14 protein-coding genes, 1 tRNA gene and 1 riboswitch are annotated in these 16079 nt (G+C 58.1%); of the genes, 13 read left to right on the plus strand and 2 right to left on the minus strand.

Features of this window, described 5'->3' with window-relative positions; translation table 11 throughout:
• The first annotated feature begins 248 nt into the window (after nt 1–248).
• Both hrcA and dnaJ read left to right on the plus strand, forming a co-directional pair.
• Nucleotides 249–1514, plus strand: coding sequence for a heat-inducible transcriptional repressor HrcA (gene hrcA / locus QN062_RS00525; protein WP_369341701.1), 1266 nt, complete (start codon nt 249–251; stop codon nt 1512–1514).
• A 72-nt stretch (nt 1515–1586) separates the two neighbouring features.
• Nucleotides 1587–2732: a molecular chaperone DnaJ gene (gene dnaJ / locus QN062_RS00530; protein ID WP_369341702.1), complete on the plus strand. Its 1146-nt coding sequence runs from the start codon at nt 1587–1589 to the stop codon at nt 2730–2732.
• Nucleotides 2733–2931: 199 nt separating this feature from the next.
• On the opposite strand, the gene QN062_RS00535 is transcribed toward dnaJ, so the two are convergent.
• The gene (locus tag QN062_RS00535) at nt 2932–3732 is read right to left on the minus strand and encodes a fructosamine kinase family protein (RefSeq protein WP_369341703.1); all 801 of its coding nucleotides are present in this window, start codon (nt 3730–3732) and stop codon (nt 2932–2934) included.
• Nucleotides 3733–3873: 141 nt separating this feature from the next.
• Here QN062_RS00535 and uppP point away from each other — a divergent pair, with 141 nt between their 5' ends.
• From uppP to tenA, 4 genes are all read left to right on the plus strand, one after another.
• Nucleotides 3874–4746, plus strand: a complete 873-nt coding sequence (uppP, locus tag QN062_RS00540) for an undecaprenyl-diphosphatase UppP (RefSeq protein ID WP_369341704.1) — start codon at nt 3874–3876, stop codon at nt 4744–4746.
• A 92-nt stretch (nt 4747–4838) separates the two neighbouring features.
• Nucleotides 4839–4939, plus strand: a riboswitch (TPP riboswitch).
• The gene (thiD, locus tag QN062_RS00545) at nt 4929–5855 is read left to right on the plus strand and encodes a bifunctional hydroxymethylpyrimidine kinase/phosphomethylpyrimidine kinase (RefSeq protein ID WP_369341705.1); all 927 of its coding nucleotides are present in this window, start codon (nt 4929–4931) and stop codon (nt 5853–5855) included. It overlaps the preceding riboswitch by 11 nt.
• A 275-nt stretch (nt 5856–6130) precedes the next feature.
• A complete protein-coding gene (locus QN062_RS00550; RefSeq protein WP_369342479.1) occupies nt 6131–6730 on the plus strand; it encodes an HAD family hydrolase in 600 nt (199 codons plus the stop codon).
• 28 nt (nt 6731–6758) lie between these two features.
• Nucleotides 6759–7655 carry a thiaminase II gene (tenA, locus tag QN062_RS00555; protein ID WP_369341706.1) on the plus strand — a complete coding sequence of 299 codons (897 nt, stop codon included), beginning with the start codon at nt 6759–6761 and terminating at the stop codon, nt 7653–7655.
• Nucleotides 7656–7856: 201 nt separating this feature from the next.
• Here the strand turns inward: tenA and thrC are convergent, their stop codons facing one another.
• A complete protein-coding gene (gene thrC, locus QN062_RS00560; RefSeq protein WP_369341707.1) occupies nt 7857–9398 on the minus strand; it encodes a threonine synthase in 1542 nt (513 codons plus the stop codon).
• 305 nt (nt 9399–9703) lie between these two features.
• Between thrC and glyA the strand changes: the two genes are divergently transcribed.
• The 7 genes from glyA to QN062_RS00595 all read left to right on the plus strand — a co-directional run bounded on the left by glyA (nt 9704) and on the right by QN062_RS00595 (nt 16060).
• Nucleotides 9704–11011, plus strand: coding sequence for a serine hydroxymethyltransferase (glyA, locus tag QN062_RS00565; protein ID WP_369341708.1), 1308 nt, complete (start codon nt 9704–9706; stop codon nt 11009–11011).
• A gap of 241 nt (nt 11012–11252) precedes the next feature.
• Complete coding sequence (locus QN062_RS00570) at nt 11253–12515, plus strand: glutamate-5-semialdehyde dehydrogenase (protein WP_369342480.1); 1263 nt, start codon at nt 11253–11255, stop codon at nt 12513–12515.
• A complete protein-coding gene (locus QN062_RS00575) occupies nt 12512–13075 on the plus strand; it encodes a phosphoribosylglycinamide synthetase (RefSeq protein ID WP_369341709.1) in 564 nt (187 codons plus the stop codon). Before QN062_RS00570 ends, QN062_RS00575 begins: the two co-directional genes overlap by 4 nt.
• Before the next feature lie 23 nt (nt 13076–13098).
• Nucleotides 13099–13758: a nicotinate-nucleotide adenylyltransferase gene (gene nadD / locus QN062_RS00580; protein ID WP_369342481.1), complete on the plus strand. Its 660-nt coding sequence runs from the start codon at nt 13099–13101 to the stop codon at nt 13756–13758.
• 165 nt (nt 13759–13923) lie between these two features.
• Entirely contained in the window at nt 13924–14940 is a 1017-nt protein-coding gene (locus tag QN062_RS00585) for a ribose-phosphate diphosphokinase (RefSeq protein WP_369341710.1), read from the plus strand.
• 175 nt (nt 14941–15115) lie between these two features.
• A tRNA-Gln gene (locus tag QN062_RS00590) sits at nt 15116–15186 on the plus strand.
• A gap of 76 nt (nt 15187–15262) precedes the next feature.
• Complete coding sequence (locus QN062_RS00595; protein ID WP_369341711.1) at nt 15263–16060, plus strand: HAD-IIA family hydrolase; 798 nt, start codon at nt 15263–15265, stop codon at nt 16058–16060.
• Nucleotides 16061–16079: the final 19 nt, after the last annotated feature.

The raw sequence follows: 16079 nt of genomic DNA on the forward strand, positions 1-16079 counted from the left end.
ATTGCTCTCCCATGCTAGCTTTCGCAGACGACACATAAGGCAAGGTTTCGTGTGTCTTGCAGCGTGACAGGCGTCCCCTTCCGGCGTCTTAGCTGTCAACGAAGTAATTAGCAGTCTTCCACGGCGAGTGCTAATACTTCATATACTGCTATTGAATTCGTGCACCGCCTGAACTTTCGTATGTGCTGGCCAGGGAAGGAAAGGCACGAATCTGCACAGACCGTAGGACCGCTGATGAGGAGGCGAGCATGACGAATACGAGAAGGATGCTTGTTCTGCGGGCAGTGGTCGAGGACTACATTCGCTCCCAGGAGCCTGTTGGTTCCGGTTCGCTGACGAAGTCGCATGATCTGGGTGTCAGCTCCGCGACCGTGCGCAATGACATGTCTGCGTTGGAGGACGAGGGATTCCTCGTTCAGCCGCATACCTCCGCCGGCCGGATTCCGACGGAGAAGGGATACCGCTATTTCGTCGACAGACTTGCAAGGATCGTTCCTCTCACACGCGCTCAGCGTCGTGGCATCGATGGCTTCCTGTCCGGCTCGGTGAGCCTGGAGGATACCTTGCACAGGGCCGCTCAGCTGCTCGCTCAGGTCACCGGACAGGTCGCGATCGTGGCATCGCCCTCGCTTGCGAAATCGGTGCTGAGAAGGGTCGAGATCGTTCCACTCGCGCCAATGATGCTTCTGGCTGTGGTAATCACCGACACCGGCAGTGTCGTCCAGCGGACCCTGCGGTGTTCCCAGGCTCCGTCCCAGGAACTCATCGAACGGCTGGGGGATGTGGTCAACGAGCAGTGCCAGGGCTTCTCCCTGTCTGGGACAGGCGAGTTTCTGCGGACGATGTCGCTGTCCGGCGCCTTTCGGCAGATACGGCCACTCGTGGCTCGGCTGGCTGAGATATTCGAAGACATGGCAGGCGAGGAGCAATCCAGCAAGCTCTATATGGCAGGAACCTCTCAGCTGACGCATCGCCAAACCTTTGACATGAGTGAACTCGCTCCGTTGTTCGATGCGCTGGAGGAACAGGTCGTGCTCATGAGACTGATGAGTGCACTCAGTGAGGTCCGGCAGTCTCACGGAGTCAGCGTGGCCATAGGTTCGGAGACCCATACTCCCGGCTTGATCCATGCCGCCGTCGTCACCAGTGGATACGGGCGCATGGCTCGACCGATGACCGATGATGCCGCGGCTTCGCCGCATGCCCTTCACAGGTCGGGTTCAGACATGGCAACGGATATGGACACAGATTCCCTCCCCTCCCTCTCGCATGGAGGAATCGGTGGTGACGGCGCGGTCGATGCGACTGGCTCGGAGCGGACGCGCCCGGAATCCGGGGCAGCTGGTGCATCTGGAATATCCGGGGCGGCAACGTCGGAACCAGTGGCTTTCATAGGTTCCATAGGTCCCACGCATATGGATTATGCAGCGACGATCGCAGCAGTCCAGGCGGTGGCACGATACCTGACGGCATGCATTGCTCAGGAGAGTGGGAACGAAGGTTCCACACCTTAGTTCTTGTGAGTTCTTGGGGTCGGTTCGGCCATATGAGACAATTGCACGGCAAGCACAGAGAAAGAATCACCAGTGGCAGATTATTACGAGGTCCTTGGCGTAACCCGCGAGGCGAGCGAAGACGAGATCAAGCGAGCCTACAGGAAGATGAGTCGCAAGTATCATCCTGACATCGCAGGACCTGAGTTCGAGGATAAGTTCAAGGAAGTCAACAACGCATACGACGTGCTGTCCGATCCGCAGAAGAAGCAGATGTACGACCAAGGTGTCGATCCGAACAATCCTCAGGCATCCAGCTTCGCCCAGGGTGCGCAGGGGTTCGATGGGTTCGGAGACATATTCGGGCAGTTCTTCGGCGGCGGATTCGGATCTGCGGGCCAGGGTCCCATTCCTCGCACGCAGCCCGGCCGAGATGCCCTGTCGCACGTCAGCATTGATTTGAAGACCGCGATATTCGGGGGAGTGGCGCATACCTCGATTCATACATATGGGCTGTGCCCTGATTGCGGTGGCGCAGGCACCCGAAACGGAGAGAAGCCAGTTACCTGTCCGGACTGCAAGGGTCAGGGATTCAGGCAGAAGGTCGTTCGCACGATGCTTGGGCAGATGATGACCTCAGCGCCCTGCGATCGTTGCGAGGGGCATGGCACGATCATCGAGCACCCGTGCCAGACATGCATGGGGCATGGTCGCGTACAGACCAAGCGCAATGTGGGAGTCACCATACCTGCGGGCATCACCGATGACTCCAGACTCCGCCTTGCCTCTCAGGGTGAGGTCGGAGAAGGCGGTGGAGCGGCTGGGGACCTCTACATCGATGTCTCGGTGAATCCGGACCCTCAATACACCAGGGACGGCGACGACCTGCACTGCTGGATTCAGATTCCAATGAGCTGGGCAGTTCTCGGCCACGACATCGACATTGATACCTTCGATGGCAAGAAGACGCTCAGCATTCCGACAGGATGCCAATCCGAGGATGCGATTGCCTTGAAGGGGCTTGGCGTCACGAAGCTGCGGGCCCAGAGTGAGCGTGGGAACCTGGTTGCCCACATGGTCGTCGACACGCCGACCAAGCTCAGCGATAGGGAAGAGAAGCTGATGATGGAATTCGCGAAGCTTCACGATGCGGATGCCCACCACACCACCGGAAGATCGCGTCCGAAGCCAAAGGGCCGCAAGGGACTCTTCGGCCGAATCAAGGACGCCCTCGGCTGAGTTTTGCCGCAGAGAGGCCATCACAGGCATGAAAACTGATGAGATTGCGAGTTTTGCGGCAAGTGTGTGGCTTCATTCCTGATTTTCTGCCGTTTTCACTTGAAAATCAGCCAGAATTTATGCCCATTACTGTGAAATTGCCGCAAAACTCGGCAACCTCAGTTCCCGACGTAGAACAATGGTCGCAGAAGCCAGCGGGTCATCGGAGCTGTCCAAGCAGCGAACGGCACATGGAGCGATACTCGCTCACATAGCCACCGCCGAAGAACACGCAGTGGCCGGCTATGGGATAGAGCTGCCACAAGGTGTATCTCTGCTGGAAACCGGATGCCAGCCGATGCACTGACTGATATCCGTCGACGATCTGTTCGAGGTACGAGGCGCCGAAAAGATGCAGCATCGCGAGGTCCTCTTCGCGATGACCTCCGTGAGCCGCAGGATCGATCAGAACCGCTTGCGTTTCTCCGCCATCTGCCGTCCACATCAGATTCCCACTCCATAGGTCACCGTGCACGCGGGATGGACCGTCATCCTTGGCCGCTCCCAGAAGATCGGGAAGAGCCTCGACGATCTCTTCGGTCAGGCGCAGGTCGCTCTCGTTGAGAGCCCTGCGGTCGATGCCCATGCGAACCATCGGGAGCAGACGGCCTTCGGCATAGTACTCTGCAGGAGTGTCCCAGGAGCCAGTGTCCATCGGAACCGGATCCTGCAATGGTCCGAAGTAGCAGGTTCCTGAGTAGTCGCGGGGAGCCGAGCCGAAATGGTCGGCACCTGCGTCGTGCATGTGTGCCAGCGCAGCGCCAAAGTCGTACGCGGCCTTGGGAGTCGGCGAGGTTGAGTCGACACGCTCGATGTCGAGATAGTCCCTGCCCCAGTCATACACGTCGACCACACGGGGCCCGCCTTGGGATTGTGCCTCTCCCAGCCATTTCAGGCCCTTTCCCTCGCATTCAAAGAAGCCGGCCGGAGCATGCGCGCGGCTTTTGCGATATGTCGCCATATTGGAACCTCCTTGGTAGTATTCTTACGTTCATTGTGGGCATTCTGCGCGACAATGAGCCCATGAGGACGCATTGCCTGCGGTATATGTATCCTTTTGATTTGGAATGTCCATATTCGTCAATCAGCAATACGAGGCTTTATGAATTTCTTCGAAGCGATTTTTTTCGGCATCATTCAGGGATTGACTGAATTCCTGCCTGTTTCTTCAAGTGCGCACATCCGCATCATTGGAGCTCTTCTCGGAGACGATCCAGGAGCCGCCTTCACCGCAATCATTCAGATAGGCACGGAATCCGCGGTTCTGCTGTATTTCCGTCATGACATTGCAAGGATTCTCTCCCATTGGTACCGCTGCCTTATCGGCACCAATGGCAAGGACATGCACAGCCGTCTTGGGTCTGGCGACAAGGATGCCTCCATGGGCTGGTACATCATCGTGGGCACCCTGCCGATAGTGATCGCAGGGGTGCTGTTCCAAAAGCGCATCGAGACGAGTCTTCGCAATCTGTGGATCACGGTTTCCGTGCTCATCATATTCGGCCTGCTGCTGTGGTACTTCGATGCGAAAAGCAGGCAGATCAAGACTCTTGATGACATGAACATGAAGGAAGCCGCGATCTTCGGACTTGGACAGATGCTTGCCCTTATCCCAGGCGTTTCGCGGTCAGGCGGTACGATCACCTTCGGCCGCGCCATGGGGTATACGCGCGAGGCGGCTGCCAGAGTCAGCTTCCTCATGGCTATTCCTGCCGTGTTCGGCGCCGCGGTCCTGGAAACCGTCAAGGCCTTGGGCGACGCATCCTCCGAACCTGGATTCCCTGGCTGGGGTGCCACGATTTGCGCGACTCTCGTGAGTTTCATCGTCGGGTACATGGTCATCATCGCATTCCTCAAGATCATTTCGACATTCTCGTACAAGGGCTTCGCCATCTATCGAATCGTCGTCGCCGTACTGGTTGCGATCCTGATGGTTTCCGGCGTGATTCTTCCCATGGCAGGGCCGCAGAGCTGACCAGCGGAAGGCTTGATTCCACCTTGCGTCGGTGAAGCGACGATTCCTAGGCCTCGCAGTCTTGTCTGTGTCGCGGGTTAGCTTCGAAGCGTCGCAAGTTGCAGGGGAACTCATTTCGAGTTGAGATAGGCATGTGCCTGACCCTTAGAACCTGTTGGTTAATACCAGCGTAGGGAGGAACGATGGTGGAGAACGCCACGGAACGAATCAATAATCCAGAGGCAGCCGGGCAAGGCCCGGTGATGGCCTCGTATGAGGGAACGCATTTGGTTCCCGTGCTGACGATCGCAGGATCTGACTGCTCTGGCGGTGCCGGAGTGCAGGCAGATGTGAAGGCCATGAGTGCCAATGGCGTCTATGCGGAATCCGTAATCACATCGGTCGTCGCGGAGAATACGGCGAGGGTCATCAGCGTCCAGAACATCGATGTGAAGATCATCAGGGATCAGATCGATGCCGTGTTCGAGGACATCGTGCCAAGGGCCGTCAAGATCGGCATGCTCGACAGCCCGCAAATCATGCATGCGGTCGCTGACAAGCTCGACCAATACAGGCCGGAGCATGTGGTGATCGATCCGGTCATGTATGCCAAGAACGGCGCCGCCCTCATGGATCCGGACTGCATCGATACGCTGATCGATACGGTCATTCCCCATGCCGATGTGCTGACGCCCAACATACCTGAGGCCGAAAGAATCTGCGGCATCGGCATCGATGACCTGGATTCCCAGCGAGAGGCCGCTCGGCTCATACAGAAGATGGGGTGCAGAAGCGTGCTGGTCAAGGGCGGCCACGCCCAAGGCGACGCCAAGGACATTCTGTTCGACGGCGAAGGATTCCACGAATTCACGACTGCGCGCATACCCACCAAGAACACCCATGGGACCGGATGCACCTATTCCTCGGCGATCGCTGCGCAACTCGCGCTCGGATATGGGCGGAACCAGGCGATTGCCCGGGCGAAGCGCTATGTGACCGTAGCGATAGAGCACGCGCTCATGCTGGGCAGGGGAAACGGGCCCACCAACCATTTCTGGGATGTATACGAGCATGGTCTTAAGGATTCCGTGGTCGGCGGCAGTCCCAGCCGGGACGTGGACGGCGAGTAGACGAACCAGTCATCAGTGAGCGCCTCGTCCAATTTCAATCACTTCTCAATTACTGCCCGCGAAGATGGCAGTAATGCAGCAGGCTATGTCAAGGAGAGACCATGCAGGGCAGATCCAGAATGACCGAGGAGACATCCTCGAGCATCGCAGCGAGTTCTTTCACGGCCGATTCCACCCCGGAGCGGTCAGACGCGTCGAAGTCCGTTTCTGGACCGACCTTGCCCAACGAGGGGAAGGCGGCGATCTTCGACCTTGACGGCACCTTGCTCGATTCCATGGGAGTGTGGGATGCCATGGACGCGCGGTTCTTCAGGGAGCGTGGCATTCGGTGCCCCGACGACTTCTCCACGGCGGTCGCTGCGATGCAGTTCCGGGAGATTGCCGAATATGCGAAGAAACGCTTCGACCTTCCTGACACTGCTGAGGAGCTGATGGCGATATGGAATCGCATGGCAGCCTATGAATACGCGCATACCGTCGTTCCCAAGCCGCATGCGCTTTCGTATGTACGCCATCTACATGAGACCGGAGCCAGACTCGCAATCGCCACCACGCTTCCTGCAAGCCTGAGAGAGCCGGCATTGGAGCACGCAGGTCTGAAGCCATATTTCCATATTCAATGCAGCGCGGGCGATGACAACGGCAAGGGCAAGGAACATGCCGACATCTATCTGCTCGCGGCAACAAGGCTTGGGGTCAGACCCGAGTCCTGCACGGTCTTCGAAGACATTCTGCCCGGTATCCGCTCAGCTCGGTCAGTGGGCATGAACGCCTGGGCAATGTACGATGCCTCGTCGGACAAAGACTGGACGAGCATCGGGCAGATTGCCACCGGCACATTGAGGGATTTTTCCGATGCGCCAAACATTCTATAAGCATCAATATCTTATCCAAGGGATTTCCATGTCATATGCAGCACCATCAGGCGAAGCCTTCGCCAAATCGGATACGAATGCCGCCAAGCCTGCCAAGGCTGCCAAGGCCGTAACGTCCGTCACGGCCTGCAAGGCCGATGAAACACCAACCGCCTCGCTGAAGGGCATCGAGCACTTCGCTGATTTCAGCACGCCGATCAGGAACCTTCCCGATTGCGCGATTGCGACGCGCCTCTACGATGCCGCCAGGCAGGTCTGGGAGGAAGGCTACTGCCAGCCGTTCATTCGAGATCTTCGAAGCGGCGGACTCTCGCGCTCCCGCTTCACCTTCTATATGCTTCAGGATTACCTCTATCTCAACGACTATGCGAAGGTGCATGCCCTGATCCTGTCGAAGACCGATGATGAGGAGGTCGCCGAGCACATGGTTGGGATCCTGAGTGCAATCGCGAAGGAACGCAGCTCGGTCCACGAGGTATACGCAAGGCAGTATGGCATTGGCGCAGACGAGATCCGAAGCGCCAGACAGTCGGCATTCGCCCGAGCCTACACATCGAATATCCTTGCGATCGCCTACTCAAGGCCGGTGCTGGACATTCTCGTCGCAGTCCTGCCGTGCGCATGGGTCTATGCCGACTACGGGACCCGCATCAGCCTCGAAACCGGAGATGCGCTGGCAGCAAACCCATACAGGACCTGGGTCGATATGTATTCCTCGGAAGAATTCTGGCAGAGTTCCGTGTGGCTGCTGCAGACGATAGACAGACTTGCCGCGGGCATATCCGATGTTGGCATGGATCGGCTCATCGATGTGTTCGTCACCGGAGTGGAGCATGAATACATGTTCTGGAACAGCGCGTATGACATGCAGCTCAGCTGGAAGCCGGGCTGGGAACGTCATGAGGCCGAAGGATCCATGCGATGACATGCGCTTCATGTCAGTCGTGGAACTGAGCGGATTGTGGAATTGAGCACAGTCGTGGAGCTGAGCACGTTGTTGACTTGAGCGAGGCTCATGATCGAGGACCTGCCTTGAAGCGACGGCATTCCGGACTGGGATTCTGACGGATCTGCAGCCCAGCACGGAATTCGGCATCGAATCCGTGCCGGCGTGGTGGAAGGAAGTCTAGAGGTCTGCCTTCTTCGCGGCCTTGCGGACGAAGTCCTTCATGCCTTCGATGGGTATGACATCCTTGAACCGAACGGGTGCGGTCTCCAGGAAGCGCAACTGGCTGGGTGGGGTGGTGCCTGTGGCGTCGGCTACGGCATCCATGCATTGGAAGTCATTGTCGGGCAGACTCAGCTGCAATGACTCTCCGACTGCGCGTGGGAACTTGTAGGGGCTCGCCGTGGAGAGCAGGATTCGAGGAGTCAGGGGATCGGCCTCGACACCGTTCATCACGTGATATCCGCATGCAGTGTGGGGATCGATCAGATAATGATGCTGCTCCCAGCAGTCATGGATCGCCGATTTCACCTGGCTTTCGCTTGCCCATCCGCATGAGAAGATCTCATCGATGGCGCTCCTCAGACCTGCCGGAACCTCGAATCGGCCGGTCTCCTTCAAATCCTTCATCAGCGAGGATATGAGCTCGGTGTCACCATCTGACATGTAATAGAGCATGCGTTCAAGATTCGAGGATATGAGAATGTCCATGCTCGGGGAATTGGTCGTGTAGAACGGACGGTTGCGGTCATAGACTCCGGTGGTGAGGAAGTCGCAGAGCACGTTGTTTGTGTCGCTGGCCACGATGAGCTTGGAAACGGGAAGACCCATGCGCTTGGCATAATATCCGGCAAGAACGTCACCGAAATTGCCGGTGGGAACGCAGAATTCCACCTCGTCCCCGACGTTGATGACCTGATCGGTCAGCAGACGCGCATAGGCGACGAAGTAATAGACCACCTGTGGGAAGAGTCGTCCGATGTTGATGGAATTCGCCGAAGAGAGAACGGTTCTCGAATCGGCATGCAAGGACCGTGCGAGTTCGCGATCCGCGAAGATATCCTTGACTGCGCTCTGGGCATCGTCGAAGTTGCCCTTCACCGCGCATACGGCAACGTTGCCTCCCAGCTGGGTGGTCATCTGCAGCTGCTGAATCGGACTGACCTGTCCCTGAGGATAGAACACGGTTATTGCCGTGTTCGGGGCATCTGCGAAGCCCGCGAGTGCCGCCTTTCCAGTGTCTCCTGACGTAGCGGTCAGAATCATGATGCGTTCCTGCGTGTCGGCTGGCACGTCCTCTGGGCGTGCCTTGGCATCCTGGGCATCATTCTCATTGGGCGCCGCGTTGGTCTTTGACATCAGACGGGGGAGCATCTGCAGCGCGACATCCTTGAACGCGCTGGTCGGGCCGTGGAAGAGTTCGAGAACGTAGTCGTCTGCAAGAGGCTTCAGCGGGGTGATGCCGGAGTCCGTCCACTTCGGTCCATACGCGCCGCCGACGCATTCGGCAAGTTCGGTCTGCGTGAAGTCTGGCAGCAGTGCGCCGAGCACGATCCGCGCAATGTCCTGATAGGACTTGTCCGTTATCGTATCCAGGTCGATCTGAACATCTCCCAGCGAATCGGAAACGAACAGTCCGCCGTCGCTGGCGATGCCCTTCCTGATCGCCTGCTTTGAAGTGAGCTGGTCAGCGATGCCTCGCGTGCTATGAAAAGTGTTCACGGTCGAATCCTCAACAATCCTGATCTGTCTTCGTCTGAATTATCCAGACGGTTCCAGTCTAACGGCCTCTCTAGGCAAGGATTGAGGGATGCCATGTCGCAATTGCGAGTTTTGCCCCGTTTCCCGATGCATCCGGTCACGTGCGGCTCGGAGTCGGGCAGAGGCCGTGGCCGGCCGGTCACTTTCCATGATGCGAAATCCGTTTCTTCTCACGACATCTTCCGGCGCTACACTGACCTCGACACGTCGGTGCCATGGAGGGAACATGCCATCGATAACGCAAAATCCGCTTAAGGGGGACACCTATGGTGCAAGAAGTCCACGCGCAAACTCCAACCGATACGTTCAACGCTCCGATCTCGCAAAGCGATCCTGAAATCGCAGGGATCCTGGATGCCGAACTTCATCGTCAGCAGGGTGGGTTGGAGATGATCGCCTCCGAGAACTTCGTCCCAAGGTCCGTCCTGCAGGCCCAGGGTTCTGTTCTGACGAACAAATATGCCGAAGGATACCCGGGACGTCGCTACTATGGCGGATGCGAGGAGGTCGACAAGGTCGAGACCATCGCACGGGATCGCGCGAAGGAACTGTTCCATGCCGAGTTCGCCAACGTTCAGCCTCACTCAGGCGCGCAGGCGAACGCGGCCGTGTATCAGACCCTCGTCAATCCGGGCGATACCATTCTCGGACTTGCGCTGTCGCACGGAGGCCATTTGACGCATGGCATGAAAATCAACTTCTCGGGGCGTTTCTATCATGCGGAGTCATATGGGGTCAATCCCGACACCTTCCTGATAGATCCAGAGATCATTCGTCAGCGGGCATTGGAAACGCATCCGGCGATGATCATCGGCGGCTGGAGCGCGTATCCACGCATCGAGGACTTCAAGGCGATGAAGGAGATCGCCGACGAGGTCGGTGCGAAGTTCTGGGTCGACATGGCCCATTTCGCAGGCCTTGTCGCAACCGGCCTGCATCCAAGCCCGATCCCCTATGCGGATGTTGTCTCGTCAACGGCCCACAAGACCCTTGGTGGCCCTCGGTCCGGCTTCATTCTTGCCAAGAAGGAATATGCGAAGAAAATCAATTCCGCAGTCTTCCCCGGCGAGCAGGGTGGCCCATTGATGCATGTGGTGGCCGCGAAGGCAGTCGCATTCAAGATCGCAGGTACGCCGGCATTCAAGGATCGCATGGAGCGCACGCTCGAGGGAGCGCGCATTCTGGCGGACCGTTTGACAGGCAAGGATGTCTCGGACAACGGCATCAGCGTCCTGACCGGTGGCACCGACGTGCACCTCGTCATGGTGGACCTTCGGCACAGCGACATGGATGGCAAGCAGGGCGAGGACCTGCTTGCAAGGATTGGCATCACCATCAATCGCAACACGGTTCCGTTCGATCCCCGCCCTGCATCCATAGCATCTGGCCTGCGCATCGGCACGTCTGCGCTCGCGACCCGAGGCTTCTCCAATGCCCAGTATGAAGAGGTTGCCGATATCATTGCGACGGCTCTTGCCAATGGCGACTCCGCCGACGTGGATGCGCTCAAGGGTCGCGTCGACAGACTCGTTGAGGACTTCCCTCTATATCCTGGGCTGAATCAGATCGACTAGTCACCGTTTCGCATACAATCGGTTGTTAACGTGGACGCAGACTTCCCTGTTGCGTCCACCAGCGACTTGAATGGCTGCGAGATGCTTCGCATGAGTCGTAGAATCGACAGCATATGCAGGAAGGATATGGCTCATGTCAACAGTGGTAACTTCATCGCCAGCGCAAAATCCTCGGACGAAGCAGCCAGCGAGGCCGGATTCCGAGAGTCCATTCTCCGAAGTGCTTCAGCGGGTTTGCGAGATGGCCTCGCGTGCGCGTGAGGCTCAGGCCAGGCTGGCGCAGGCTGACAGCGAGGCCAAGGACCTTCTGCTGCGTTCCATCGCCGACGCGCTGGTAGAGCATGCCGACGAGATTGCAGCGGCCAATGAGATGGACATGCAGGCAGCCTTTGAGAGCGGCATGCCCGAGGGTCTGCTGGACCGTCTGCATTTCACCGTGGAACGCATCGCTGCGACGGCCGAGGGAGTGCGCGCCGTGGCCGGGCTTGCCGATCCCGTAGGAGAGGTGGTCCGAGGACACAACATGCCGAATGGTCTGAGACTGGCCCAGGTCCGAGTTCCTCTTGGCGTCGTCGGCATGATCTATGAGGCCCGCCCGAATGTGACGGTTGACGTCGCCTCGCTTTCGTTGAAGTCCGGCAACGCTGTCCTGCTGCGGGGCGGTCACGCGGCCAGGGAAACGAACAGGGCCACCTTGCGTGTGATCTCCCAGACGCTTGCGGAACACGGCTTCTCAAGTGACCTTGTGGCTTCGGTCGACGATTTCGGACGTGCCGGAGCGGATGCGCTGATGCAGGCGCGAGGATACATCGACTTGCTCGTGCCGCGTGGCGGGGCGGGGCTGATTCGTTCCGTCGTCGAGAATTCCAAGGTTCCGGTCATAGAGACGGGCGCGGGCAACGTCCATATCTACGTCGATGCCGCAGCCGACCTGCACAAGGCGATCCCCATCATCATCAATGCGAAGACGCAGCGCGTCGGCGTGTGCAACGCAGCGGAGAAGCTGCTGGTCCATAGAAGCGTGGCAAAGGAGTTCCTGCCAGAGATCGCCCGTGCCCTGTCGGCATATCAGGTCGAGCTGCGCGCGGATGCCGTGTCCATGGACATCATTCAGGCCGCACACGACGAAAGTGCGATCGATGGCCTTCGTCTGGAGGCCGCCGGACCCGAGGACTGGGGCACCGAATATCTTGCCCTGAAGATGGGCATCAAGACGGTCGATTCCATCGATGAGGCCATTGAGCACATCAACGCCTTTTCGACCGGGCATACCGAGGCCATCGTCTCCGAGGACTATGCGGCCATCGAGGAATTCACGAAACGTGTCGATTCTGCGGTTGTTATGGTGAATGCCTCGACGAGATTCACCGATGGAGGCATGTTTGGTCTTGGTGCGGAACTGGGCATATCGACGCAGAAGCTGCATGCGCGTGGTCCGATGGGTCTCCAGGAGCTGACCACGACGAAATGGATCGGATATGGAATGGGGCAGGTACGTCCATGAATGAGGCTGTAGTCAAGCATGTGCGAGAGGCGTCGGAAGACCCGAAGATCTGGCTTCGCGTCGCTTCGGAACGGTTGAGCCTGACCCGATATGTGTTCCTGGTGCAGATAGAGGATGGCATCGCCACGGCTGCGCAGCGCGCCTCCCTGGAATATGCGGATGCCGTGCTTATCGGCTGGCCGGAGCAGGATGCCGAAGACGTGGTGAACGTCGACGATCGGCAACTGGCGAAGATACATGAGCAGATTGCGCATATGGAAGGCTATATTCCGAGATTCCAGGAAATGGAACGGACCGGCAACGTCGACAGTCTCGCCGACACCTTGATCCGCATCACCGAGTGCGTCGCCGAAGTGCGCAGAATCTATCAGCCAGACTTTCCACTGCCGACGTTCGCGGAGATTCGCAGAGTGGTGCAAGAGGAGTGGGATGCGGATATGGACAGAATCGATCCTTCCAATTCTGATCCGACCGTCGATGACATCGAACGCATGAAGGTCGAGACGGACCACAGGCATCAGCATGATGGCCAGGGCGAGGGAAAGGCGAGCGAGGCGTGAGCGAACCCGTGGTGAAACGACACATGGCCACGCTTTCGACGGAGAGGATCGTCGCCCATGCGAGCCGACTCTCCACGCGCGGCAACAAGCATCAGGTTCCGCGCGTCGGCATCATGGGCGGCACCTTCGATCCCATCCATAACGGACATTTGGTCGCCGCTTCCGAGGTCGCCTGGGTCTATGACCTGGACGAGGTCATCTTCGTGCCGACCGGACGACCCATATTCAAGCTCGACAAGGTGGTCACCAATGCCGAGGACCGATATCTGATGACGGTCATAGCGACTGCCTCCAATCCGAAATTCACGGTATCCCGTGTGGACATCGACAGACCCGGCGTGACATATACCATCGATACGCTCAGAGACATCAAGGCTGCGCGCCCGAACGCGGAACTGTTCTTCATCACCGGGGCGGACGCAGTGGCGGAAATCATGAGGTGGAAGGATTTCAATCAGATGTGGGAGCTGGCACATTTCGTGGCGGTCTCCCGACCGGGGTATACGGCCACGACGAAGAATCTTGACCTGCCGCCACATACCGTCGACATGCTCGAGATTCCGGCGCTGTCCATTTCGTCCACGGATGTGAGAAGGCGCTGCGAGAAGCAGGAGCCGGTCTGGTATCTGGTTCCCGATGGCGTCGTGCAATACATCGCGAAGCATGGGCTGTATCGCAGCTGAGCCGATGATCTGGGCGTTCCAGATGGTTTTCCTCATTGGAAATCGGCCGTATTCCGGCCGCCCTGCGAGGGCCGATCCCGGAGTGTCGACTCTAAAATGATTTCTGTCACAGTGGGCAGTTATTATGTGTTCTTGTCCGCTTCAACGACACCAATGTTTGGAGAAATGGTGAGCACAATTCTCGAAGGAAATCCGGATAAGAACCTGATTCTGGTGGCTGGTAGGTCTCATCCTAAGCTAGCTGCAGATGTGGCAGAGCAGTTGGGGATTGAGGTGCTGGAAACGACCGCCTACGACTTCGCCAATGGTGAGATGTACGTTCGCTACACCGAATCCGTGCGTGGTGCCGATGTGTTCGTGCTGCAAAGTCATACGACCCCCATCAACAAGTCCATCATGGAGCAGCTCATCATGATCGATGCGCTCAAGCGTGCCTCGGCGCGCTCCATCACGGCAGTCTGCCCATTCCTTGGATATTCAAGGCAAGACAAGAAGCATCGTGGCCGCGAGCCCATCTCCTGCCGTCTGATGTTCGACCTGCTGAAGACCGCGGGCGCTGACCGCATCATGTCAGTCGACCTGCATGCTGCGCAATCCCAAGGATTCTTCGATGGTCCCGTCGACCATCTCATAGCGATGCCAGTGCTCGTCGATTACGTCAGGGATCGTCTTGACCTGTCGAACGTGAGCGTGGTCTCACCTGATGCCGGTCGAATCCGCGTCGCGGAGCAGTGGGCACAGCGTCTTGGCGGCGGTCCTCTGGCCTTTGTCCACAAGACAAGGGACATCACCCGTCCGAACCAGGCCGTGGCCAACCGAGTCGTCGGCGATGTCAATGGCAAGGATTGCGTGCTCGTCGATGACATGATCGACACGGGCGGCACGATCATCCAGGCGATCAACGTGCTGCATGAGGCTGGCGCGAAGTCCATAACCGTGGTTGCGACGCATGGCATTCTCTCCGGCCCGGCTGTCGAGCGCCTGCGAGGCTGCGGCGCGCGTGAGGTGGTTCTTACCGACACCGTTCCCATTCCTGAAGAGAAGCGCTGGGACGGTCTCACCGTCCTCTCCATAGCCCCCTTGCTCGCGAGCGCCATCAAGGCGGTGTTCGACGACGGTTCCGTCGCGGAGCTGTTCGATACCTATCCAGAGCATCATGGACAGGGCTTCCTGTTCGCCTGATTGCCAACGTTTCTCTACGTCTCAGTCGCCACCCTGCGATTTCTCAGCAGGGTGGCGACTGTCGTTTTCGGCTCGCTGCGCCGGAGCGTGGGGGAGGCCGAATTCGCCATGCCGTTGGCTTCCCAAATCCACGGAACATGGCATAATGTTTCCTTGGCGGAATTCGTTCCGCTTTTCCCCCATGGTGTAATGGCAGCACACGGGTCTTTGGAACCTCTAGTCTTGGTTCGAATCCAGGTGGGGGAACGGAGTTGGGCCAACCGGTCGGTATGCGAGATTGCTGGCGACCGGCGAGCTTTCCGGTCGGAGGAAAGGATCTGCATTGACGGTTAAGAAAATCGAAACCTGGCTGACCGATATGGATGGCGTTCTCGTTCATGAGAACACCGCTCTTCCAGGTGCAGCCGAATTCATTGAAACATTGAAAAGTAATAACCGCCGTTTTCTGGTGCTTACGAATAACCCAATCTACACGCCGCGTGACTTGGCTGCTCGACTTGAGCGCAGCGGCATAGACGTGCCTGAGGAGAACATCTGGACCTCGGCATTGGCCACCGCCGATTTCGTTTCGCGTACGATTCCCAACGGATCTGCCTATGTGATCGGGGAGGCGGGCCTGACGACGGCCTTGCACGAGGCTGGCTATGTGCTTTCCGATTCCAAGCCTGACTATGTGATTCTTGGAGAGACGAGAACCTATTCGTTCGAGGCGATCACGACGGCGATCCGCCTGATCATCGGTGGCGCGCGATTCCTGTGCACGAATCCCGATCCGACTGGTCCGAGCGAGCATGGGGTGTTGCCTGCCGCAGGTTCCGTCGCCGCATTGGTCACCAAGGCGACTGGCCGTGAGCCATACTTCGTCGGCAAGCCGAATCCGATCATGTTCCGCACGGCGTTGAATCGTGTCGGAGGTCATTCTGAGACCACTGCAATGATTGGCGATCGCATGGCGACCGACGTCATCGCGGGAGTCGAGGCGGGCCTGAACACCTTCCTCGTGCTTACGGGCATCACCAAGCGTGACGAGGTAGAGACCTTCCCATTCAGACCTGATTGGGTCGTGGATGGGATCAAGGATCTGATAAGCGTAGCGGAGACGGGTGAGGTCGAGCTTTGAGCAGTGGCGATATTGCAGA

The organism is Bifidobacterium sp. WK012_4_13 (assembly GCF_041080835.1).
GTDB classification, from domain to species: domain Bacteria; phylum Actinomycetota; class Actinomycetes; order Actinomycetales; family Bifidobacteriaceae; genus Bombiscardovia; species Bombiscardovia fermentum.